This window comes from Enterobacter sp. V87_3 (genome assembly GCF_029967835.1).
In the GTDB taxonomy this organism is placed as follows: Bacteria; Pseudomonadota; Gammaproteobacteria; order Enterobacterales; family Enterobacteriaceae; genus Enterobacter; species Enterobacter cancerogenus.
In genome coordinates, this window is the sequence record NZ_JASCAM010000024.1 from 116,490 (window position 1) to 140,261 (window position 23,772).

The 23,772-nt window shown below is 49.7% G+C and carries 21 protein-coding genes and 2 tRNA genes; 22 read left to right on the forward strand and 1 reads right to left on the reverse strand.

Annotated elements, in window-relative coordinates; all coding sequences use genetic code 11:
• The first annotated feature begins 359 nt into the window (after nt 1-359).
• From QLG21_RS13185 to QLG21_RS13250, 14 genes are all read left to right on the forward strand, one after another.
• Nucleotides 360-1,073 carry a type IV pilus major pilin gene (locus QLG21_RS13185; protein ID WP_282484569.1) on the forward strand — a complete coding sequence of 238 codons (714 nt, stop codon included), beginning with the start codon at nt 360-362 and terminating at the stop codon, nt 1,071-1,073.
• Between the two features lie 74 nt (nt 1,074-1,147).
• Entirely contained in the window at nt 1,148-3,163 is a 2,016-nt protein-coding gene (locus QLG21_RS13190) for a type II secretion system protein (protein WP_282484570.1), read from the forward strand.
• A gap of 31 nt (nt 3,164-3,194) precedes the next feature.
• A complete protein-coding gene (locus QLG21_RS13195) occupies nt 3,195-3,635 on the forward strand; it encodes a TcpQ domain-containing protein (RefSeq protein ID WP_282484571.1) in 441 nt (146 codons plus the stop codon).
• Between the two features lie 13 nt (nt 3,636-3,648).
• A complete protein-coding gene (locus tag QLG21_RS13200; protein WP_282484572.1) occupies nt 3,649-5,109 on the forward strand; it encodes a type II and III secretion system protein in 1,461 nt (486 codons plus the stop codon).
• A gap of 11 nt (nt 5,110-5,120) precedes the next feature.
• On the forward strand, nt 5,121-5,663 hold the full coding sequence (locus QLG21_RS13205) for a pilus assembly protein (protein WP_282484573.1): 543 nt from the start codon (nt 5,121-5,123) through the stop codon (nt 5,661-5,663).
• 3 nt (nt 5,664-5,666) lie between these two features.
• Nucleotides 5,667-6,329 (forward strand): hypothetical protein, encoded by a 663-nt coding sequence (locus QLG21_RS13210; protein ID WP_282484574.1) that lies wholly within the window; start codon nt 5,667-5,669, stop codon nt 6,327-6,329.
• Nucleotides 6,330-6,337: 8 nt separating this feature from the next.
• Nucleotides 6,338-6,583 carry a hypothetical protein gene (locus QLG21_RS13215; protein WP_282484575.1) on the forward strand — a complete coding sequence of 82 codons (246 nt, stop codon included), beginning with the start codon at nt 6,338-6,340 and terminating at the stop codon, nt 6,581-6,583.
• Nucleotides 6,571-7,257: a hypothetical protein gene (locus QLG21_RS13220; RefSeq protein WP_282484576.1), complete on the forward strand. Its 687-nt coding sequence runs from the start codon at nt 6,571-6,573 to the stop codon at nt 7,255-7,257. Before QLG21_RS13215 ends, QLG21_RS13220 begins: the two co-directional genes overlap by 13 nt.
• Before the next feature lie 2 nt (nt 7,258-7,259).
• Entirely contained in the window at nt 7,260-8,792 is a 1,533-nt protein-coding gene (locus QLG21_RS13225) for an ATPase, T2SS/T4P/T4SS family (RefSeq protein WP_282484641.1), read from the forward strand.
• On the forward strand, nt 8,776-9,804 hold the full coding sequence (locus tag QLG21_RS13230) for a type II secretion system F family protein (protein WP_282484577.1): 1,029 nt from the start codon (nt 8,776-8,778) through the stop codon (nt 9,802-9,804). The genes QLG21_RS13225 and QLG21_RS13230 overlap by 17 nt, the downstream gene beginning before the upstream one ends.
• Before the next feature lie 147 nt (nt 9,805-9,951).
• The gene (locus QLG21_RS13235) at nt 9,952-10,788 is read left to right on the forward strand and encodes an A24 family peptidase (RefSeq protein ID WP_282484578.1); all 837 of its coding nucleotides are present in this window, start codon (nt 9,952-9,954) and stop codon (nt 10,786-10,788) included.
• Nucleotides 10,788-11,954 (forward strand): M23 family metallopeptidase, encoded by a 1,167-nt coding sequence (locus tag QLG21_RS13240; RefSeq protein ID WP_282484580.1) that lies wholly within the window; start codon nt 10,788-10,790, stop codon nt 11,952-11,954. Before QLG21_RS13235 ends, QLG21_RS13240 begins: the two co-directional genes overlap by 1 nt.
• A 206-nt stretch (nt 11,955-12,160) precedes the next feature.
• Nucleotides 12,161-12,493 carry a preprotein translocase subunit SecG gene (gene secG, locus QLG21_RS13245; RefSeq protein WP_282484581.1) on the forward strand — a complete coding sequence of 111 codons (333 nt, stop codon included), beginning with the start codon at nt 12,161-12,163 and terminating at the stop codon, nt 12,491-12,493.
• A 9-nt stretch (nt 12,494-12,502) separates the two neighbouring features.
• Nucleotides 12,503-12,589 (forward strand) — tRNA-Leu (locus QLG21_RS13250).
• Nucleotides 12,590-12,779: 190 nt separating this feature from the next.
• On the opposite strand, the gene argG is transcribed toward QLG21_RS13250, so the two are convergent.
• Nucleotides 12,780-14,126: an argininosuccinate synthase gene (gene argG / locus QLG21_RS13255; RefSeq protein ID WP_282484582.1), complete on the reverse strand. Its 1,347-nt coding sequence runs from the start codon at nt 14,124-14,126 to the stop codon at nt 12,780-12,782.
• Nucleotides 14,127-14,412: 286 nt separating this feature from the next.
• Between argG and QLG21_RS13260 the strand changes: the two genes are divergently transcribed.
• From QLG21_RS13260 to pnp, 8 genes are all read left to right on the forward strand, one after another.
• A tRNA-Met gene (locus tag QLG21_RS13260) sits at nt 14,413-14,489 on the forward strand.
• Between the two features lie 207 nt (nt 14,490-14,696).
• A complete protein-coding gene (gene rimP / locus QLG21_RS13265; protein WP_014833432.1) occupies nt 14,697-15,149 on the forward strand; it encodes a ribosome maturation factor RimP in 453 nt (150 codons plus the stop codon).
• Between the two features lie 28 nt (nt 15,150-15,177).
• Nucleotides 15,178-16,680, forward strand: coding sequence for a transcription termination factor NusA (gene nusA, locus QLG21_RS13270; RefSeq protein WP_282484583.1), 1,503 nt, complete (start codon nt 15,178-15,180; stop codon nt 16,678-16,680).
• Nucleotides 16,681-16,704: 24 nt separating this feature from the next.
• Nucleotides 16,705-19,392, forward strand: a complete 2,688-nt coding sequence (gene infB / locus QLG21_RS13275) for a translation initiation factor IF-2 (protein WP_006178758.1) — start codon at nt 16,705-16,707, stop codon at nt 19,390-19,392.
• Nucleotides 19,393-19,538: 146 nt separating this feature from the next.
• Nucleotides 19,539-19,943 carry a 30S ribosome-binding factor RbfA gene (gene rbfA, locus QLG21_RS13280; protein ID WP_014071900.1) on the forward strand — a complete coding sequence of 135 codons (405 nt, stop codon included), beginning with the start codon at nt 19,539-19,541 and terminating at the stop codon, nt 19,941-19,943.
• A complete protein-coding gene (gene truB / locus QLG21_RS13285) occupies nt 19,943-20,893 on the forward strand; it encodes a tRNA pseudouridine(55) synthase TruB (protein ID WP_058609406.1) in 951 nt (316 codons plus the stop codon). Before rbfA ends, truB begins: the two co-directional genes overlap by 1 nt.
• Before the next feature lie 155 nt (nt 20,894-21,048).
• Nucleotides 21,049-21,318 carry a 30S ribosomal protein S15 gene (rpsO, locus tag QLG21_RS13290; RefSeq protein ID WP_002434239.1) on the forward strand — a complete coding sequence of 90 codons (270 nt, stop codon included), beginning with the start codon at nt 21,049-21,051 and terminating at the stop codon, nt 21,316-21,318.
• A gap of 242 nt (nt 21,319-21,560) precedes the next feature.
• On the forward strand, nt 21,561-23,696 hold the full coding sequence (gene pnp / locus QLG21_RS13295; RefSeq protein WP_282484584.1) for a polyribonucleotide nucleotidyltransferase: 2,136 nt from the start codon (nt 21,561-21,563) through the stop codon (nt 23,694-23,696).
• The last annotated feature ends 76 nt before the right edge of the window (nt 23,697-23,772 follow it).

The following is a 23,772-nucleotide window of genomic DNA, read 5'->3' on the forward strand; positions in this document are numbered from 1 at the left end:
CCTTTTTTATATATCAGTAGTTTAAATATTTTTTTTAAAATGCGATCGATAAGACACAAATAATGGCATGATCATGTAATAATGTAACTGCTTTTGTGAAAGTGGCATTATACTATTACAATATATTTCATATCTTATTGCTTCCTGTTGATATTTCTTGTTTTAATTAATTCTTAATTGCCTTTTAAATTAATATGGCTTGATTTAATTTGTTTATTTGTTTTTTATGGAGTCTGTCCATAAATCTAAATTTATTCCTAATGTTTCCTGTCGCCATATAAAATTTTAATTATAGCTCTTATAATTCGCTCCGTTCTCAGGAAGGGTCTTGGGAAGTTAAATATTTTAAGGGAAATAGAATGAATAGTCTGGTTTGGAAAATGAAAGGGAATATGAATCGCAAGGCAGCGAAATTACAAGAAATGAGAAAGCAGCGCGGTGTAACCCTGCTTGAAATCATTATCGTACTGGGCATTATCGGCGTTATCGCCGCAGGCGTGGTTATTCTGGCACAGCGTGCATTTACCGCACAGGATCTGTCAGACATTCAGAACAATGCGAACAGCATCCGTACATCCATGACTGAAGCATTTAAAGATGAAGGCAGCTATCCTGAAGATAAAGGCGGTATCGTTGGTCTGACCAAGTCTTCTATTGCTGCATCTCCTCTGGATACGCCAATCGTAACACTGGTTAAACTGGGTAAAATCTCTCCAGACGAATCCTTCAACGGCATTTCTAACGATGCATTCCAGATCACCAGTGCAAAACTGGACAATCTTTCTTCCCAGGACAAAGCCTTTGTGCTGGTGGTAAACGGCCTGGAAACCGAAGAATGTCGTAACCTGATCTCCGAAATGGGCAACCAGTGGGATTACGTAGAAGCACTGAAAGCTGATGCTAGTGCCGGTAAAACTGTTTCAGGCGTAAGTGGTCGTAACATGAGCGCGGCCAAAACTGGTGCGATTCTGAAAACTCTGACCTCTGGTGAGATCGCAGCAGCAGACATCACTAAAGCAGGTATCTGTGATGGCGCTGGTGCAGTTAACGGTGTGATCTTCGGTAGCAAATAATTTAGTAACGTGTTTAGCACCCGCCCTATGGGGCGGGTGCTTTGTTAATGGTGCGATGGAAAGGGTATCAGTTAATGCGTAGCAGAAAGGATTCAGGCTTCAGCTTGCTGGAAATCATTATTGTGATGGCTATCGCCGGCGGCGTTATGGTGATGTACACGCACTATGCGCGGAATAAAGCTGAAAACATAGCCCAGCAAAATGTTACGGACGCCATTGCTGAAGAGATGAAAGGAGTTCTCAACTTCATTGATGACGACACTATCGCCCTCATCGGAAAGAAAAACGAAAGAGATAATCCGCTTTACAGCGATGTGGAACCTTTTTATGACGATTATCACCATCGAATCACCAATGAGATAAATGAAAACGATACAGATACTGAAGACAACTACTATTTGTGGGGTAACAGCAGTAGTAAAAACCAGCAGCAGCGCTATCTGTTTATAAGCAGCGCCTGTAAAACCTCTTTAAAATCAGAATTCCAATTTGAAAAAGAGTATTTGCCATGCTTTATGCGCAATGTGGCAACTAACTCCACGGCTGTCATTGACCGCGTGGGTTTTGCGACCGGTAATAACGATGAAGACTCCGATCGTAAATATGATATCAACCGCATCGACGTGATCGTCCGCTTCAAAAAAGAAGAGACAAACAGCGACTATCACTTTGCTGATTTAACACCGCATTTTAACGAGGCCTTTGCAAAAGCGGGTTTCGCGGTATCGCATTCGATTGTCGTACACCGCAAGAACAGTTCATCTGACTGGCAGCTGGTACTGAAGAAGAAGGACAATACAACGCCTGTCGAGTTGAGCAGCTTAGGCAGCAACCTTGATGCGCTGGATCAGTACAAAAAAGACGAATTCGGCGTGCGCTTTACCATCGATACCAACGATAACTCCAGCAACAGCAGCAATATGGGCGGTAAGGTATGCTGGACCCGCGGCGATAGCGGCGTGAAGCTTTGTTACGATGATAATCCAGGCACCGGTGAGCGTGGCGAAGACACGGTGCTGGCGCTCAATATGACCGACCCGGACAATCCGCGTGGTGAAAAAGTCATGACGGGTACCTTAAAGGCGAACGTTGTCATGGAAAATACCGCTACACGGGTGAATATTTTTCAACGTTCAACGGGCAGTTTGAAATATGGCTCGGACGGTAATCCGTTGCCTTTGCATCGTGAAGATAAGAACGGCGACCGTTATACGGTTGAACTTTCAGGCAGTGACTCGGAAGGCGGCTACTACAACGCAGATGGAGGTGCGGATGGTGGTTTCGAATTAGATGCCCCTAACTATCCAGACTTAGCTTTTGATGCCTATGAATTAGTGACGCCTGCCGTCACGGCTTACAGTGAACAAGGGCACATATCAAACGGTCAACAAGGGTTAAACCTTAACCATCGAACTGGTTATGAGCAGAACTTTAGTAATGACAATGACATTAATGTTACGGATTATGATGACAGTGCACATAATCCTGCCGTTATTTTGGATAATATACATACTCCACAAGGATATTACGACTCCAATGGCGGGGGGTATCGGTATGCGGTACAAACCTGCCCTCAGGTAGAGCAAGACATTGTGCTTCGTGACGCGACGGGAAATCCACTGCTCGATGAAAACGGAAAGGTAAAAACCTATAAATACACCAGAAAATTATACCCGAGAATGACTGCCTCTATTTCATCCGTTGCAGCGTATCGGGCAACAGCAACAATTAATGGTGTTATTCCCAAAGGCTTCTATGAGTCAGATAAAACCAGGCGGGGCCTGAGCGAACATGACGAAAATAACGAGGTGGGCTCGCTTACGGGACTTGCGGTGCAGGTTGAGCTTGCTGAACAGGGGCCGCGGTCAAGAAACAAATATGTTTTAAACGCGGGAGGACACCATTATTATAACAAGTCAAAATATGTATGGGTTATCTCAGGCATTATGAGAATGTATGACGAAAAAACAGAAACCACTTATGACGTACTGAACCCGGGTACCGCTTCTTACGTTTTTCATACGTGGTGTAGCACCATTCCTCAGGATGGTACGCCTGCAGATATACTAGATACTCAGCAATATCAATAAGTATGTATTATGATAATGGAATATAAATAATATGAATATTATTAAATGTAATAAATGGACAATGGCAGGCATATTGTTGTGTAGCATGAGCTATGCCCATGCATCGATGAATACATCACCTGCGGTGGAATCCTCTACTAATGCAGCAGCGCCTGTAGTGGAAAAAACGCCGCGCAATCCCTTTACAACGGAGAGTGTCGTTTCACCAGCATATTCACCTTCAGTCGCTTCGCTGATATTGCAGGAAAACGTGTTGTTAAGTCAGGCTATCAAGCAGTGGGCTGAAAACAATCACTATAAGCTGTTCTGGAACAGTAAAAAGGATTATTTGATTTACAACACCATAACCCTTAGTGGGAAAACGGATGATGATATTCTGCAATCATTGGGAGATCTCTTTTTCTCCGAGAATTATGGTTTGGTCGTTAAAAAGTACGAAAAAAACCACGTGATTGTTGTCGATGAAATGTAAGTGGATGGAACCCATGAAACTGAAAACAGGTGTATTGCTGTTAGCTTTCCTTGCGCAAGGATGCATGAGTGATTTTGAGAAAAATTATGACGTGCCTAAAAAACTAAATGAACAAACTTCAGATTCGACCACACTCGATGAAGCGAAGACAAAGCCTTACGTAAAATACGACTCTGCCTATTTAGGCAAAAAAGTGCAGTATAGCGTTGAGCAGCAAAAGATAATGGGTAAGCATGTGAAGATTACTTCATATGAGCCAACAACGTTATCAGCACTGATGGAAATTGTGGCAGCACAGACTGGCACGAGTTACCGCATCAACGCCTCTGCAACCGGTGACAAAAAAGCCAGTACGGATGATGACTCCTGGGATGTCCCGCGTTCGGTACAGTTTGACGGTAACTTCGAAGACTTTATGAAGTACATCGGCTCGCTCTATGATGTTAGCCCTACGCTGGATACCAACAATGTGCTCAAAATTAACGTTTTTGACACCTATGTCATGCGCCTCGATTTTTATGGCGAAAATAACAAAACTGAAACCACGCTTGATCTATCTGGAAACGAGGCGACGTCAGGCGGTGGCCTGACCGGGAAATCCGAAACCAAATTCGAGTCCTCTTTCTGGGATGACGTAGAGACGATGGCAAAAAACTACGTTACGTCAGGCAATTATACCTTGTTCAAAGATTCATCTATTTTGATGGTCAATTCACGTCCGTCCGAACATGAGTCACTGAGTAAAGCGCTGGATAAATACAAATCGGATAACAGTCGCCAGTTTATCGTGACGTACCGTATTTATATCCTTGATAAAGAGAAAGAAAAAACGCTGGCGGGTGGGTTGAACTTCAATTTCTCTGATTTGCATAACACCGTCAATATCAGCGGCAGCGTCCTGAATAACCTGGCCGGTGGGATCACGGCAGGGTGGAAGAACAGCCATGTTGATATCAGCACCGGTCTGGATGCGCTGTACAAATTAACGGGGAGCGAGTCGCTGCAAAGTGGTTCATTTATTACCCGCAATAATATGGCAATTCCGGTCAACATGACCCAGTCTCAGTACTACGTTTCCAGCAGAACGCGTACAACGGATGATACGGGTGAAGTGAACGTAGAAGTAAACACCGATGAGATTGTTACCGGCACCAGCTTTATCATTACTCCACGCGTGTTGTCCGATGGGCGTATTGAGGTGGTGAGTGGGTTTACTAAACGCTTCCTGAACTCTCTGGATGAGTATGATGAAGTGCAGCTGCCAAACGTGAGTACCACAGAGTCGTTCAACTCTTCCATCATTAAGCCGGGTGACCTGCTGGTAGTAGGAAAATTTGAAGTGAAGACCAGTAAAAACGGCTTGCAGTATGAAGTGTTAGGTGCCAGCGACAATGACTCCAGCGGCGTAGCGACAGTCTTAATGGTGGTCGGGGTTGATTATTATCGCCAGCCAATCACTTCGCACGATGAGTGAATGGCTTAGTTATGAACGATATTTTATTTAAAAATAACATATTAACCGGGCTCTACTGGGAGCCCGAAAGCCTGGAAAATCTGCAACCGGCCGAGCAGGCGTCATTTCGTGGGATGATGAAGGCCTATCGTAGACTAGTATATAAAGATGGCGCGGGGCAGATGGCAATTGGTTACAGTACCAAGATATCCACCCTTTACGAACCTTTTGCACTTTATATTAAAGAGCTTTATGGCGATGGCATCTACTTCTCTCACGAGAACGATCTAACGACATATTTTTTAATAATTAATGAAGGGCGTATTGTCAGCGGTACGGACTGTTTCGTGAGTAAAGAGCTGTTTGACGAACTTATGAAACACCAGGATACATACAATCATTTGGAAGTCACCCCTCTGGAAGAGATCCAGATTAATGCTGTTGTTGAGCGCTGTTGTGCCAGGCAGGCACGCCTGAAGCGCCGTCGCCACATCATTATCGGTTCTATTTTTTCTGGTGGGGTTGCGTTTTTGACGGTTTTGGCATTGTTGCTTCATTTTTTTGTGACGGGATAACGTATGCTGGAAGGAATGTATTTCTGGAAAGATAAAAATGGCTCAGTTTCAAAAGCGAAGCTGGTGCTGGGTTTTCTTTTGGTTGCGATATTGATTCTCGGCGGTTGCGCGGGTGGTTGGTATTATTTCGTGATGCTTCCCGATGAAAAAGCGAAAGAAGAAGCTATTGCAAGGCAACAGCAGGCAGCTCAGAAGTTAAGGGATGATATTGAAGCCGTTAAGAAATTCTATTTCAGTTCTCTGACGGGAGGCGGTATCGATGAAACCGTATTACTGCTTGATGAAGTTAAGAAAAGTAATGAGAAACTGTTGATCATTCCTTTGGAAAAATATTCATTTGTATGTGATCCCAAAAGCTGCAAATTCTCATATGCCCTGAAAAAGGGGGCGCTTTGGGTACTTCCGCAAAAGTCATTCTGGGATAAGACTTACAACCCCACCGCTTTAGCTACGGGGAAAAAGAATACCGGCGGTAAGGATAAAATGGATTTTCAGTACGATAAGATTGAGTCGAGACTTAATAGTAATAAGTATCTGAAAGAGTATGACAGCAAAAAGCCGCTGGAACTTTATCCTTGTAGCGATGTGGTTTCTTATATCATGACCTTCAATTCGATGGTGAAAAAAGTGGGGGGGGGGGGAATAAAAATCTTGACCAGGTTGTGATAAAAAAAATGCCAACTTCCTCCGTGAATGACCTTGAGTCAACACTTTCAGGAAAAGTAAAAGCATACGGCTTGCAGGTGGGTAAATGGGAGCTGGAAATTAAGAAAGATGAAAGTTCATTATCAATTGATGATATGACGAATATGCAATTATTACTTTATAAGCAGGCGTATCGCGATGCTTTTATCGTTAATAAAGTTGAGACGAAAGACAAGGGACTGATAGTTTCAGGAGGACTGGTATGCAAAAAGTAAAATCAGTGGTAATGGCCGGTGCGCTAACGTTATTTATTGGTGCTGCAGAAGCGGCTCCCGCAACCGAAAAACCGCCGGTGCTGTCAAAAAAAATGCAGAAGGTTGTTGATGATGTTGTCTCAGGGAAGAGTGAAAAAGGCCAAAACACACAGAGCGCGGTAGCCGCCACGCCAAAAGCACAAACGGATGCCTCTGGCTCTGTAGCTGCCAAACAGGAAACATTCCCGTCCTCTTTGGAAGACAAGGATCCATTGGTGCCATCGGGAGACGCCGAACAAGACAAGGCGGATAACACGGCGAGTGTCCAGGATCGACTGGCGTCAATGGCCGAAGATGATTATGCCTTTGAACAAATGCGTCGCAAGCTTGCAAATCTGGTAGAACTTGAAAAATTGCGTAGTGAAATTGTCAAGCTCCGTGGCGAAGATAAAATCAAAGCCACGCCAGCGACTTCTGCCTCAGCGTCTAAGGGGCAAATATCAACATCTGCAAGGTCAGAAACGCCGCGCGTTGTTCTTGAAGCGGATATCGGTGGTGCGAATCGCGTTGCCGTAATGAGTGGAAATAAGCTCAGCTATGTTCGTCCGGGTGAAACGTTCACCGTGGGCGATACCAAGTACAGGCTGTCGAAAGACAGGAAGTCAGTCGTTATGGCAGAGGATGCTGTGCAGTGAAAATGGACTTTACGCGTATTTCAGCCGACGAATTACTCGCTGGGAAATGGACTTACCAGGAATTTGAGGGAATTGGCTTTACGGCAACAGCTGAAGAGCGCGATTACCTGGTGGTGAATACGCTCGGCATTGAAAACCTGTTTGAATATCAGATCCAGGTATCAAGGCTGACTTCTCAGCACAAGCGTCAGGTCGAAGGCCTGGCGCTTGTCGCCGAGGAAGATTATTACCGGATTATTGAGCATGTTTCATTAAAACAGCTTAATGACGCGAGTAAAAACATTGATATTACCGACACTCAGAAGCGGCTGGCGGCTATCCTCCAGCGCGTCGTGAGTATGGGCGCGAGCGACTTACATATTACGCGCAATGATGTGCTGGCGCTCTTTGAGGCTCGCGTGAATGGCGTGTTGATGCCCTTTATGCAGATCAAATCTCAGCTTTGCGATGAGCTGGTGTTCGTTCTCTACAACGTAGAAGCGACGACTCGCGATACGACCTGGAACCGTGCAATTCCGCAAAACGCTAACATTCTTTATAACCTGTCCGGTAAGCCTTACCGCTTCCGTTACGCGCACTTCCCAATCTTTGGTGAAACGGCGGATTGTTACCATGCGGTATTGCGTATTATTCCATCAGGTCTCCAGAAGGGGAATATTGGCTCCTTGGATAAGATCGGTATATCGGATGAAGAAGTTGCGGATCTGAAAAAGATCCTTAGTAATCCCTATGGTGCATACGTTATCGCCGGTACGACAGGTTCAGGGAAATCCACCACGCTTAAAAATTTGATGGAGTGGTTGCAGATCAACCGCTATGACGATCGCGGCTGCTTCCTGACGGTAGAAGATCCGGTGGAATATCAGATTTACGGAGCGAAGCAGAGTTCCGTGGTGGATGTCTCGGGTGGTGGGTTCCATGCCGCAATTAAATCCGCTCTGCGTCGCGATCCGGATGTGCTGATGGTGGGGGAGATCCGTGACAACATTTCCGCTAATGCCCTGGCGGGTGCGGTCGAAAGTGGTCACTACTGCTTCACCACGGTTCATGCCGGTAACATCGTCTCATTGCTGCAGCGTATGTCTGCGTTAGGGATCGGCAGCGACAAAATGTCCACTCCGGGCTTTATTGCCGGCTTGCAGTGCCAAAAGTTGGTTCCCGTGCTGTGCGAAAACTGCAAAACCGTCATGGGTACCAAAACCATTTCCGGGCGAGAGTTTACTCTCTATACCGCAGGGGAGGGTGGGTGCGAACAGTGTCGTCAGAGCGGTATCAAAGGACGTCAGCTGGCGATGGAATACTTCCTGCCAACCTACGAAGAGTTAGCCGCAATTTCTAAGCAGGAATGGCTGAACGTGTACACGCTTTGGCGTAAAAAACGTACTGCGGCGCAGGGGTTAGCTGAAGGGTTTGAAATTCGTGAAAAGGTCATGGCACATGTCCTCAAGGGACGTATTGATGCAGCATGGTTTGCCATGGAATTTGGCGCAATGAAGGATGAAGATCTGGAGATGATCGTTGAAAAAATTCGGTAAAAAACAGCGTTTGTACCTCTATCAGTTTTGTGCCGATATGATTAGCGCAGGCTTACCGCTTTTCGATTCGCTGCAAAAGTTGCAAACCGAAGGACGCACGCTCCTTGGTAAAGGGTTTAGTGATAAACTGGGCGCGGTTATCCTGCAGATGAAGCAGGAGGTGTCGGTGTCAGCAGTATTTTCTGACGTAGTCCCTAACTCTGAACTGAGTGTGATTACCGCGGCAGAAAAAAGCGGAAGCCTCGCTGAGGGTTTTTTAACACTGGTCGCCGTGATTAAATACAATGATGAACTGCGTAAAAAAATCGTCGGCGCAATGATCTTCCCTCTGATCATGATCTCTTTGTCGCTGATTGTTATTGCGGGTTATTCACAAAAAGTATTCCCTGCCTTCGCCTCGGTAGTTCCGGTGGAAAAATGGCCGGGTGTTACCCAGAATTTATATAAATTTGGTACAGCGTTATATCAAGGGTTGTGGATTAAGATCCTGGTTGGTTTTATTATTTTTGTTTTCTTATCCAGGTTTGCTATGGCAAACCTCAGTGGCAATGTTCGTAATAAAATATTTGATAAAGTTCTACCGTTTTCAACCTACAGGCAGCTTGCGTCTTCCGTATTTTTGAATAACCTGGCGCTGATGCTCAGTAACAGCATTCCGCTGACTGACTCTTTACATATTGTACGTCTAAATGCAAACCGCTGGTTGCGTTGGCACATTGATTCCATGAATGACAAAATGGCTCAGGGGGTCCACTATAGTAAGGCACTCTCGACGGGCTTACTCGGCAAAGAAGAGTTACTGAACATTAGCCTGTATGCGGAACTCCCCTCCTTCAATGAGGTATTGCGTTCGGTCTCAGATCGTTCACGCGATCATATTCAGGAATACATTAAAAAACTTGCGGGTTTATTGAAAAACCTGGCCACGGTCGTCCTGGGGGGGTGCGTTGTGTGGGTCTTCATCGCGTTATTTGCATTAATGGATACGCTCTCCAAAACGGCGGGGGGTTAAGAGATAAACAATGTCAAATGGTTTTACAGAGAAAAGTAGCTATTTGGCATTGTTGATTTGAATGATGGATGTTGCGGAAAATACTTACTTCAACTGACGTCTCGCTATTTCGTCGTGAAGATGCATTTTAGTTAAAGGATATGTTTAATGCGCCTGGAAGCGTTTTTCGCCCCCTGGTTCCCTTGGCTTGCCTTAGGGTTAGGGCTACTGATTGGCAGTTTTCTTAACGTTGTGATTTATCGTCTGCCCGTCATGCTCTTTCGGGAGTCGGCGGATGATGAAACGCTGAAAACCTTACCCAATGTCAATCTCTGGTGGCCGCCGTCACACTGCCCATTGTGTCAAACATTGATTAAACCCTGGGATAACATCCCCGTATTGAGCTGGGTACTGCTGCGTGGTAAATGTCGCTGCTGCAAAAGCGCTATCCCTTTCCAGTACCCTTTAAGTGAAGGGTTGATCGGGATTGGATACTTTTTACTGGTCTTTTGCTACTACCCACAGCACAGCCTCATCCAGATTGCGTTCGTGGCGTTATTTTTTAGCCTGCTCTATACCCTGGCGATGATCGATATCAAGACCTTTCTTCTGCCAGATAGCCTCGTCTATATGCTTCTGTGGGCAGGTCTGATCGCCTCTGTCAGAAATATCATTCCCGTTTCACCGCGCGATAGCGTGACAGGTGCCGCTTTCATTTGGGTATTCAGTTGGGTGATGGCAAAAGGATTTACGTGGGTCACCCGGCGGGAAGGATTTGGTAATGGCGACGTAAAACTCTTTGCGGCCTGTGCGGCGTGGATTGGCAGCGAGCATATCGGGCAATTAATGCTGGGTTCGGCCTCGCTGGGGGCATTGTTCTTTTTAGTGCGCTGGGGTATCCGTTTCCGTTCCCGAAAAGCAGATGATGCGGGGGGATATATCCCGTTCGGCCCTGCAATTGCCATTACCGCTATCATCATTATGCACATGGAGGTGCTAAATTAATGTCTTATATGCTTTTATCCGGTCTGCTGTTAACGATGCATCCTGCTTCTACGCACGGTGCTGAGTGCTATTATCCGGTGTCTCATCACCTGTCGCAAATTCTGCTATCAAAGGAATATAACCCAGACTTTCAGCCGTTTAAGTCATCAGAGCCAGAACTGTGCTGGAATGATTTTAAAGAAGAGAGTTATCTGAGCGTATCCGATATCAGGATCTGGCTGGCATCTCATATACCACCGTCGCAAGAATATGATTCAGCAGGCGTTGCGACGACACTCATCAGCGCGCCTTTTGAACCGGCATCTCTGCTGGTGGAGCCTCAGGAAGACCTGTCGGCGGAAGTAATATCTGATGACGCTTCTGATGAGGAGAACCTGCCCGTAGATGGTGGGGAGGCAACGAGCAGCGTTTTCTCGGTAATGAACGCGACAATCCCGACCACGAGTGCCCCGGCTCCCGTCTGGAGGCCGTTGCTCAGCCAAAAAGCGCGGGGGCAGCATTTCGTCTTCCCGTTACGCGCCGAGCCCGTGGTGACCTCTCCCTTTGGTATGCGTTATCACCCCATCATTCATACTTTCATGCGTCATGAGGGGGTTGATCTTCGCGCGGCGCTAAACAGTGAGGTCATGTCTATTGCAGACGGCATGGTGACAGAAACTGGCTATGGGCCGGTCACTGGTCTATATATGACGATTCGCCATCCTGACGGCTGGAGTAGTCGTTATCTGCATCTGAATAAACTACTGTTGGTCAAAAATCAGTATGTACAAAAGGGCGATGTGATTGCGCTGTCGGGGAATACTGGCCGTACAGATGGGCCTCATCTGCATCTTGAAATTATTCATGATGACAAGCTGCTCGATCCCATGACACTCCTTTTTGAGCCTGCCGGGGAAAAAGACACGCATCCGGCATTACAGGTCGTATCCGAATCGTTACCGACGCCAGCATCAGAACCAGAACCTGTCGATATGACGCCGAAAATTGCGGTAATCGCTGGCGAAGGCGAATCGTTACAAATCGGCGTGCGGACTGGGCGTAAGATGACGATGTATTCTCCACAGGAAATCGTCGAAACGGATGAAGGTAACTGGCGTATCGTGAGTAAATTTGGCAAATACAAGCTGCAAAAAATGGATCAAGCCCTTTCGAAGGCAACTAAATAACATTTTTCGATTGGATTTCTGAGTTTTATGGTCACTTTAAATTCATTTTGATGGTTTTTTCCTCACTTGATAAAATGTGCCAAAATTGCCCTTGCGAAGGTCATTCGCTTTGGTTAGTATTCACACCCGCTTCAGTGGGAAACACGAAATCCTGCTAATTGGTCGAAGCATTGGTATGCGGCAAATCCGCAAGGAACAGGTTGATTATGTACGAAGCTCTTTTAGTTATTTTCCTTATTGTAGCCATCGCTCTTGTAGCGCTGATCATGCTGCAGCAAGGTAAAGGCGCTGATATGGGAGCCTCCTTCGGAGCAGGCGCTTCCGGTACGCTGTTTGGTTCAAGTGGTTCTGCGAACTTCATGACCCGTACAACTGCGGTTCTGGCTACGCTGTTCTTCATCATCAGTCTGGTGCTGGGCAATATCAACAGCAACAAGACCAGTAAAGGAAGCGAGTGGGAAAATCTGAGTGCTCCGTCTAAAACTGAGCAGACTCAGCCAGCTGCACCGGCTAAGCCAACCAGCGATATCCCGCAGTAAGTACTCAGTACCGAGGTGGTGGAATTGGTAGACACGCTACCTTGAGGTGGTAGTGCCCTAACGGGCTTGTGGGTTCGAGTCCCATCCTCGGTACCAATATTCCAGAAGAAAGACGTCGAAAGACGTCTTTTTTTTCGTCTGTAGATCGTGATTCTTCGATTTTTCGTAGGGCGGGAAAGCCTGGCGCCACCCGCTATATTGCCTGGTGGCGCTGCGCTTACCGGGCCTACGAAAACCCAAATAAAAAAAGGCGCCCGTTGGGCGCCTTTTGCATCTTTTTTCAGCGTTACTTCTTATCGCTGTGTTCCAGGTTTTCAACCTGCGGCAGGCCGTTGCCAGAGTTGGCTGAGAGCAAACCGTTCTCAACGTAGTTAAACAGCTTCTCACGCGTATCGGTGATGTCCAGGTTACGCATGGTCAGCTGACCAATACGATCGTCCGGAGAAAATACTGAATCACCTTTCTCCATGGTCAGACGCTCTGCTTTATAGGTCAGGTTGTCAGAGACGGTGTTGAGGATCGAGTAGTCGTTACCGCGACGCAGTTCCAGCGTCACTTCCCCGGTGATTGCACTCGCCACCCAACGCTGCAGGGCATCACGCAGCATCAGCGCCTGCGGATCGAACCAGCGGCCCTGATACAGCAATTTACCCAGCTGACGGCCATGAGAGTGATACTGCTCGATGGTGTCTTCGTTATGAATGCCGGTCAGCAGACGCTCATAGGCAATGTGCAGCAGCGCCATCCCCGGAGCTTCATAGATGCCACGGCTTTTCGCTTCGATAATACGGTTCTCAATCTGGTCGCTCATGCCCAGACCGTGACGTCCGCCGATACGGTTCGCTTCCAGCATCAGCTCGACATCGTCAGAGAAGGTTTTGCCGTTCAGGGCAACCGGATGGCCGCGCTCGAAACGCACCGTGACTTCTTCTGCCTGGATTTTGACGTTTTCGTCCCAGAACTTCACACCCATGATTGGGTTGACGATTTTCACGCTGGAGTTCAGGAACTCCAGATCTTTTGCTTCGTGCGTGGCACCCAGCATGTTGGAATCGGTGGAGTACGCTTTTTCGACCGACATTTTGTAGTCAAAGCCGCAGGCGATCATGAATTCTGACATTTCATGACGGCCGCCCAGTTCATCGATAAAATCAGTGTCCAGCCATGGCTTGTAGATCTGCAGCTCGGCGTTGGTCAGCAGGCCATAACGATAGAAACGTTCGATATCGTTGCCTTTATAGGTACTGCCGTCACCCCAGATGTTCACACCATCTTCTTTCATGGCGGCAACCAGCATGGTGCCGGTGACGGCACGGCCCAGCGGGGTGGTGTTAAAATAGGTCAGGCCGCCAGTGGTATTGTGGAACGCGCCACACTGAATGGCAGCAATGCCTTCCGCCACCAGTTGCTTACGGCAGTCAATCAGACGGGCATTCTCTGCACCGTACTCCATGGCACGACGTGGAATAGCATCATAATCTTCCTCGTCCGGCTGACCCAGGTTCGCAGTATATGCATACGGAACCGCTCCCTTTTGTCGCATCCACAGCAGCGCAGCACTGGTATCCAGGCCGCCCGAAAAAGCGATGCCAATACGTTGTCCTACCGGGAGATGCTTGAGAATCGTCGTCATAAAATAAAACCCTGCTTGATTGACTGAGAAGAGATCGGTTTCGCTCTCGATGCATGTTTATGCAAAATAAGTGAGTATTCATTTAATCATCTTTTGACGATGACCGGAAGAGACGTGTGCATTTTTTGTAAAAATTTCCCTCTCTTTACGCTACGTTATGTTGGGTTGACAGGTGGGGGTCACTATCAATATACTGAACGCCGATTTTACGTCCCGTCTTCGGTACCAAATCCCAGCATTATTTGCAAATTCTCCTCAAAACGCGTAGAATTTGCCACGTTTCAGGCGCGGGGTGGAGCAGCCTGGTAGCTCGTCGGGCTCATAACCCGAAGGTCGTCGGTTCAAATCCGGCCCCCGCAACCACTTTCCCATAAAGTTCTTTTTCAAATATACTGTGAAGACTCAGAGCCTTCGTAGCTGGATTTGAAAAAATTCTTTCGGAGAGTGCTCCAGGCCACAGTTGTGGCTATAGGGTTCAGTTATCTAAAGCCCCGATTTTTCGGGGTTTTTTGTTATCTGACTACAGAATAACTGGGCTTTACGCCCTTTTTTTATGTCTTGGGGGTGGGCTTGTCCACATTAGAGCAAAAATTAACAGAGATGATTACTGCACCGGTCGAAGCACTGGGCTACGAACTGGTCGGCATCGAATTCGTTCGCGGCCGCACATCGACGCTGCGCATCTATATTGATAGTGAAGATGGCATCAATGTTGATGATTGTGCTGATGTTAGCCACCAGGTGAGTGCGGTTCTTGATGTGGAAGACCCAATTACCGTTGCGTACAACCTGGAAGTTTCCTCACCCGGCCTCGATCGTCCGATGTTCACGGCCGAGCACTATGTGCGCTTTACCGGTGAAGAAGTGGCTCTCGTTCTGCGTATGGCCGTACAGAACCGCCGTAAATGGCAGGGAATTATCAAAGCTGTTGATGGTGAAATGATCACGGTTACAGTCGAAGGCAAAGATGAAGTGTTCGCGCTGAGTAATATCCAGAAGGCGAACCTGGTTCCCCACTTTTAACAGTCTGGATTGAGGTGAAAAGCCCGCGATGAACAAAGAAATTTTGGCTGTTGTTGAAGCCGTCTCCAACGAGAAATCACTGCCGCGTGAGAAGATTTTCGAAGCGCTGGAAAGTGCACTGGCTACAGCAACCAAGAAAAAATACGAACAAGAGATCGATGTTCGCGTAGAAATCGATCGTAAAAGCGGTGACTTCGATACATTCCGTCGTTGGGTGATTGTTGAAGAAGTTACCCAGCCGACTAAAGAGATCACCCTGGAAGCGGCGCGTTACGAAGACGAAAGCCTGAACGTGGGCGAATACGTTGAAGATCAGATTGAATCTGTTACCTTCGACCGTATCACCACGCAGACCGCGAAGCAGGTTATCGTACAGAAAGTACGCGAAGCCGAGCGCGCACTGGTTGTCGATCAGTTCCGCGATCAGGAAGGCGAAATCATCACGGGTGTGGTGAAGAAAGTGAACCGCGACAACATCTCTCTGGAGATCAAATCCGAAGGGATGCCGGGTAACGCTGAAGCCGTTATCCTGCGTGAAGACATGCTGCCGCGTGAAAACTTCCGCCCAGGCGATCGTATCCGCGGTGTGCTGTATGCCGTTCGCCCTGAAGCGCGTGGCGCACAGCTGTTCGTGACCCGTTCTAAACCAGAAATGCTGGTAGAACTGTTCCGTATCGAAGTGCCGGAAATCGGCGAAGAAGTTATCGAAATCAAAGCAGCGGCTCGCGATCCTGGTTCACGTGCGAAAATCGCGGTGAAAACCAACGATAAGCGTATCGATCCAGTAGGCGCGTGTGTGGGTATGCGCGGCGCACGTGTTCAGGCGGTTTCTACCGAACTGGGCGGCGAGCGTATCGATATCGTTCTGTGGGACGATAACCCGGCGCAGTTCGTGATCAACGCAATGGCTCCGGCTGATGTGGCGTCTATCGTGGTTGACGAAGACAAGCACACCATGGATATCGCGGTAGAAGCGGGCAACCTGGCGCAGGCGATTGGCCGTAACGGTCAGAACGTGCGTCTGGCGTCACAGCTGAGCGGCTGGGAACTCAACGTGATGACCGTTGATGACCTGCAGGCCAAGCATCAGGCTGAAGCCCACGCGGCGATCGATACCTTCACCAAATACCTGGACATTGACGAAGATTTCGCCACCGTTCTGGTTGAAGAAGGTTTCTCTACGCTGGAAGAACTGGCCTATGTGCCAATGAAAGAGCTGCTGGAAATTGACGGTCTGGATGAAGCGACCGTTGAAGCCCTGCGTGAACGCGCTAAAAACGCACTGACCACCCTGGCGCTGGCTCAGGAAGAAAGCCTTGGCGATAACAAGCCGGCTGATGACCTGCTGAATCTGGAAGGTCTTGATCGTGCGATTGCGTTCAAGCTGGCTGCCCGTGGTGTTTGTACGCTGGAAGATCTCGCTGAGCAAGGCGTTGATGACCTGGCCGATATCGAAGGTTTAACCGACGAGAAAGCCGGCGAACTCATCATGGCCGCACGTAATATTTGCTGGTTCGGCGACGAAGCGTAATAAACTGTAGCAGGAAGGAACAGCATGACTGATGTAACTGTAAAATCGCTGGCTGCCGAGATTCAGACCTCCGTGGACCGCCTGGTACAGCAATTTGCTGATGCAGGGATCCCGAAGTCCGCTGATGACTCGGTGACCGCGCAAGAAAAACAAACCTTGTTAGCGCACCTGAACCGTGAACACGGTTCTACGCCTGACAAGTTAACGCTGCAGCGCAAAACGCGTAGCACGTTGAATATCCCTGGTACCGGTGGCAAAAGCAAATCGGTACAAATCGAAGTCCGCAAGACGCGCACCTTTGTAAAACGTGATCCGCAAGAGGCCGAACGCCTTGCTGCGGAAGAGCAGGCACAGCGTGAAGCGGAAGAACAAGCTCAGCGTGAGGCAGAAGCAACTGCCAAACGCGAAGCAGAATTAAAAGCTGAACGTGAGGCCGCAGAAAAAGCGAAACGCGACGCAAGTGATAAAGTGAAGCGTGAAGCTGCGGAAAAAGACAAAGTGAGCAATCAACAGACCGACGATATGACAAAAACCGCCCAGGCTGAAAAAGCCCGCCGTGAAAATGAAGCTGCCGAACTGAAGCGTAAAGCGGAAGAAGAAGCACGCCGCAAGCTGGAAGAAGAAGCGCGTCGTGTGGCAGAAGAAGCACGCCGTATGGCAGAAGAAAACGAGAAAAACGGTGTGAATACCGCTGAGCCGTCAGAAGACAACAGCGATTATCACGTAACCACTTCCCAGCACGCACGCCAGGCTGAAGATGACAACGACCGCGAAGTTGAAGGTGGTCGTGGCCGTACTCGCAGCACCAAAGCCGCGCGTCCAGCGAAAAAAGGCAACAAGCACGCCGAATCTAAAGCTGACCGTGAAGAAGCGCGTGCAGCGGTTCGCGGCGGTAAAGGCGGTAAGCGTAAAGGTTCCGCTCTGCAGCAGGGCTTCCAGAAGCCAGCGCAGGCCGTTAACCGTGACGTTGTGATCGGCGAAACCATCACCGTTGGCGATCTGGCGAACAAGATGGCGGTTAAAGGCTCTCAGGTCATCAAAGCGATGATGAAACTGGGCGCAATGGCGACCATCAACCAGGTCATCGACCAGGAAACCGCACAGCTGGTTGCCGAAGAGATGGGCCACAAAGTTATCCTGCGTCGTGAAAACGAGCTGGAAGAAGCAGTCATGAGCGACCGTGACACGGGTGCAGCCGCTGAACCGCGCGCGCCGGTTGTGACCATCATGGGTCACGTTGACCACGGTAAAACCTCTCTGCTTGACTACATTCGTTCTACTAAGGTTGCCTCCGGCGAAGCGGGTGGTATTACCCAGCACATCGGTGCTTACCACGTAGAAACCGAAAACGGCATGATCACCTTCCTGGATACCCCGGGCCACGCAGCGTTTACCTCAATGCGTGCTCGTGGTGCTCAGGCAACGGATATCGTTGTACTGGTTGTCGCAGCAGACGATGGCGTGATGCCACAGACCATTGAAGCTATCCAGCACGCGAAAGCGGCGCAGGTGCCTCTGGTTGTTGCGGTCAACAAAATCGATAAGCCAGAAGCCGATATGGATCGCGTTAAGAACGAGCTCTCCCAGTACGGCGTTATGCCGGAAGAGTGGGGCGGCGAAGCGCAGTTCATCCCTGTTTCTGCAAAAGCCGGTACCGGTATCGACGACCTGCTGAATGCCATCCTGCTGCAGGCTGAAGTTCTGGAGCTGAAAGCGGTTCGTAAAGGTATGGCGAGCGGCGCGGTTATCGAATCCTTCCTGGATAAAGGTCGTGGTCCGGTAGCGACCGTTCTGGTTCGCGAAGGTACCCTGAACAAGGGTGACATCGTACTGTGTGGTTTCGAATACGGTCGCGTTCGTGCGATGCGTAACGAACTGGGTCAGGAAGTGCTGGAAGCGGGTCCATCCATTCCAGTGGAAATCCTGGGTCTGTCCGGTGTTCCGGCCGCGGGTGACGAAGTGACCGTTGTACGTGACGAGAAGAAAGCGCGTGAAGTGGCTTTGTACCGTCAGGGTAAATTCCGTGAAGTGAAACTGGCTCGTCAGCAGAAATCTAAACTTGAGAACATGTTCGCGAACATGACAGAAGGCGAAGTTCACGAAGTGAACATCGTACTGAAAGCCGACGTTCAGGGTTCTGTGGAAGCGATCTCCGACTCCTTGCTGAAACTGTCTACCGACGAAGTGAAAGTGAAGATCATCGGTTCTGGCGTAGGTGGTATCACCGAAACCGACGCGACCCTGGCTGCAGCGTCCAACGCTATCCTGGTTGGCTTCAACGTTCGTGCTGACGCCTCTGCGCGTAAAGTTATCGATGCGGAAAGCCTGGATCTGCGTTACTACTCCGTCATCTATAACCTGATCGACGAAGTGAAAGCGGCAATGAGCGGCATGCTGTCTCCTGAGCTGAAACAGCAGATCATCGGTCTGGCTGAAGTGCGTGACGTGTTCAAATCACCGAAATTCGGTGCGATCGCGGGCTGTATGGTTACCGAAGGTAACATCAAACGTCACAACCCAATCCGTGTACTGCGCGACAACGTGGTTATCTATGAAGGCGAGCTGGAATCCCTGCGCCGCTTCAAAGATGACGTTAACGAAGTGCGTAACGGCATGGAATGTGGTATCGGCGTGAAGAACTACAACGACGTTCGCGTTGGCGATATGATCGAAGTGTTCGAGATCATCGAAATCCAACGTACCATCGCGTAATCGTCATCGGCTTTTGGGCCGCCACGGTGTTGGCGGCAACCCAAAATCCTTAGACGATTAATTCGCGTAGGCCGGGTAAGCGAAGCGCCACCCGGCAATAATTTCAAAAGGGGCTTTTAGCCCCTTTTTTGTCTGGAGAATTTATTATGGCGAAAGAATTTGGTCGCCCTCAGCGCGTAGCGCAGGAAATGCAGAAAGAGATCGCGCTCATTCTGCAACGCGAAATTAAAGACCCACGCGTGGGCATGATGACCACCGTGTCCGGCGTTGAAATGTCACGTGACCTGGCCTATGCCAAAGTGTTCGTGACCTTCCTGAACGATCAGGACGAAGCGGCAGTGAAAAACGGCATTAAAGCCCTGCAGGAAGCCTCTGGTTTCATCCGCTCTCTGCTCGGCAAAGCGATGCGTCTGCGTATCGTGCCTGAGCTGACCTTCTTCTACGACAACTCGCTGGTCGAAGGTATGCGTATGTCGAACCTGGTGACCAGCGTGGTGAAACATGACGATGAACGTCGTGTTAACCCAGCGGACGACAACAAGGAGGACTGATGAGTCGTCCTCGTCGTCGTGGTCGCGACGTGCATGGCGTGCTGCTGCTGGATAAACCCCAGGGCGCATCCAGCAACGACGTGCTGCAAAAAGTGAAGCGTCTTTTTAACGCCAACCGTGCGGGCCACACTGGCGCGCTGGATCCGCTGGCAACCGGTATGCTGCCGGTTTGCCTGGGGGAGGCGACAAAATTTTCTCAGTACCTGCTGGATTCCGATAAGCGTTATCGCGTTATCGCGAAGCTCGGCCAGCGCACGGATACCTCCGATGCCGATGGTCAGGTGGTGGAAGAGCGTCCCGTAACCTTTAGCGCCGAACAGCTGGATGCCGCGCTGGAGAGCTTCCGCGGCGACACCATGCAGGTGCCGTCGATGTATTCGGCGCTGAAATATCAGGGCAAGAAGCTCTACGAATACGCGCGTCAGGGCATTGAGGTGCCGCGCGAGGCACGCCCAATCACGGTGTATGAGCTGCTGTTTATCCGCCACGAGGGCGATGAGCTGGAGCTGGAAGTCCACTGTTCGAAAGGAACCTATATTCGGACCATCATTGACGATCTCGGTGAAAAGCTGGGCTGCGGTGCGCACGTGATTTACCTGCGTCGTCTGGCCGTCAGTAAATATCCGGTTGAACGCATGGTGACCCTTGAGCATCTTCATGCGCTGGTTGAGCAGGCGCACGCGCAGGAGATTTCCCCTGCCGAGCTGCTCGATCCGCTGCTGATGCCGATGGATAGCCCGGCGGCCGATTTCCCTGTCGTTAACCTTCCTTTAACGTCTTCCGTGTACTTTAAGAACGGCAACCCGGTTCGTACAACGGACGCGCCGGCTGAAGGCCTGGTTCGCGTGACCGAAGGTGAGGAAGGGAAGTTTATCGGCATGGGTGAAATGGATGGCGAAGGGCGCGTTGCGCCGCGCCGTCTGGTGGTTGAATACCCGGTCGAAGGCTAACGGCGATAACGGCTCACCTTGCGATAAGCAGGGGAGACGAGTAGAATATCGCCGCTTAACGGTCTGCAAATTGTTTAACAATCTGCGGGTCGTACACTGGGATTGCTGAATTAGAGATCGGCATCCTTAAATTCTTTATATGTTGGAGTTTGAAAATGTCTCTAAGCGTTGAAGCTAAAGCTAAAATCGTTTCTGAGTTTGGTCGTGGTACTAACGACAGCGGTTCTACCGAAGTTCAGGTTGCACTGCTGACTGCACAGATTAACCACCTGCAGGGTCACTTTGCAGAGCACAAAAAAGATCACCACAGCCGTCGTGGTCTGCTGCGCATGGTTTCTCAGCGTCGTAAACTGCTCGACTACCTGAAGCGTAAAGATGTTGCACGCTACACCTCGCTGATCGAGCGTCTGGGTCTGCGTCGCTAAGTCTTGCGAGTTTCAGAAAAGGGGGCCTGATGGCCCCTTTTTTCAACCAGACGGCAGCAATTCAATGGAAACTATTGTATTGTTGCTATAAATGATCTTCATTGCAGAGGTTCGCGCGGCTAATGAGAGGCTTCACCCATGGGGGTGTCGGTTGTCATTAGTCGCGAGGATGCGAAGAAGGTCGGGTTAAATCGTCAGCACACCGGTGGTGTGCTGTCACACATTTAAGAAAGGATAGAATTTTGCTGAATCCGATCGTTCGTAAGTTCCAGTATGGTCAGCACACCGTCACGCTGGAAACCGGCATGATGGCGCGTCAGGCTACTGCTGCCGTAATGGTAAGCATGGATGACACCGCGGTGTTCGTTACCGTTGTGGGCCAGAAAAAAGCTAAACCAGGTCAGGACTTTTTCCCACTGACCGTAAACTACCAGGAGCGTACCTACGCTGCCGGTAAAATCCCGGGTGGTTTCTTCCGTCGTGAAGGCCGTCCAAGCGAAGGCGAAACCCTGATTGCGCGTCTGATTGACCGCCCGGTTCGTCCGCTGTTCCCGGAAGGCTTCGTTAACGAAGTTCAGGTTATCGCCACCGTTGTTTCCGTTAACCCACAGGTTAACCCGGACATCGTTGCGATGATCGGCGCATCCGCTGCCCTGTCACTGTCTGGTATCCCATTCAACGGCCCAATCGGTGCGGCACGCGTAGGTTACATCAATGACCAGTACGTGCTGAACCCAACGCAGGAAGAGCTGAAAGAAAGTAAGCTGGACCTGGTGGTTGCTGGTACCGAAGCCGCTGTTCTGATGGTTGAATCCGAAGCAGAACTGCTGAGCGAAGACCAGATGCTGGGCGCTGTAGTCTTCGGCCACGACCAGCAGCAGATCGTTATCCAGACTATCAACGACCTGGTGAAAGAAGCCGGTAAACCACGTTGGGACTGGCAGCCAGAAGCGGTTAACGACGCGCTGAATGCGCGCGTAGCAGCACTGGCAGAGTCTCGTCTGAGCGACGCATACCGCATCACCGACAAACAGGAGCGCTATGCTCAGGTTGATGTGATCAAATCTGAAGTGACCGCGACCCTGGTTGCTGAAGACGAAACGCTGGACGCTAACGAAATTGGCGAAATCCTGCACGCAATCGAGAAAAACGTTGTTCGTAGCCGCGTACTGGCAGGCGAACCGCGTATCGATGGTCGTGAAAAAGACATGATCCGTGGTCTGGACGTGCGTACTGGCGTTCTGCCGCGTACCCACGGTTCCGCACTGTTCACCCGTGGCGAAACTCAGGCACTGGTTACCGCCACGCTGGGTACTGCGCGTGATGCACAGAACATCGACGAACTGATGGGCGAACGTACCGACAGCTTCCTGTTCCACTACAACTTCCCTCCGTACTCCGTAGGCGAAACCGGTATGGTGGGCTCACCGAAGCGTCGTGAAATTGGTCACGGTCGTCTGGCGAAGCGCGGCGTGCTGGCAGTGATGCCAGAAGCTGACAAATTCCCGTACACCGTTCGCGTAGTGTCAGAAATCACCGAATCTAACGGTTCCTCTTCTATGGCTTCCGTGTGTGGTGCCTCTCTGGCGCTGATGGATGCAGGCGTGCCGATCAAAGCCGCTGTTGCGGGTATCGCAATGGGTCTGGTGAAAGAAGGCGACAACTTCGTTGTTCTGTCTGACATTCTGGGTGATGAAGATCACCTGGGCGATATGGACTTCAAAGTCGCGGGTTCCCGCGAAGGTATCTCTGCACTGCAGATGGATATCAAAATTGAAGGCATCACCAAAGAGATCATGCAGGTTGCTCTGAACCAGGCTAAAGGTGCGCGTCTGCACATCCTGGGCGTGATGGAACAGGCGATCAACGCGCCGCGTGGCGATATTTCTCAGTTCGCGCCACGTATCCACACCATCAAGATCAATCCAGACAAGATCAAAGACGTTATCGGTAAAGGCGGTTCCGTTATCCGTGCCCTGACCGAAGAGACTGGCACCACTATCGAAATCGAAGATGACGGTACTGTGAAGATCGCAGCGACCGACGGCGAAAAAGCGAAATTCGCTATCCGTCGCATCGAAGAAATCACGGCAGAAATCGAAGTGGGCCGCGTCTATGCAGGTAAAGTGACCCGTATCGTTGACTTTGGCGCATTCGTTGCCATCGGTGGCGGTAAAGAAGGTCTTGTACACATCTCTCAAATCGCTGACAAGCGTGTTGAGAAAGTGACCGATTACCTGCAGATGGGCCAGGAAGTTCCGGTCAAAGTTCTGGAAGTTGACCGCCAGGGCCGTATCCGTCTGAGCATTAAAGAAGCAACCGAGCAGTCTCAGCCTGCTGCGCCAGAAGCACCGGCAGCAGAACAGCAAGGCGAGTAAGGTTGCCATTTGCCCTCCGCGTTGCGGAGGGCCTATTACCAGGCAGGACGCCTTGTTAGCAGCCGGGGGACAGGAC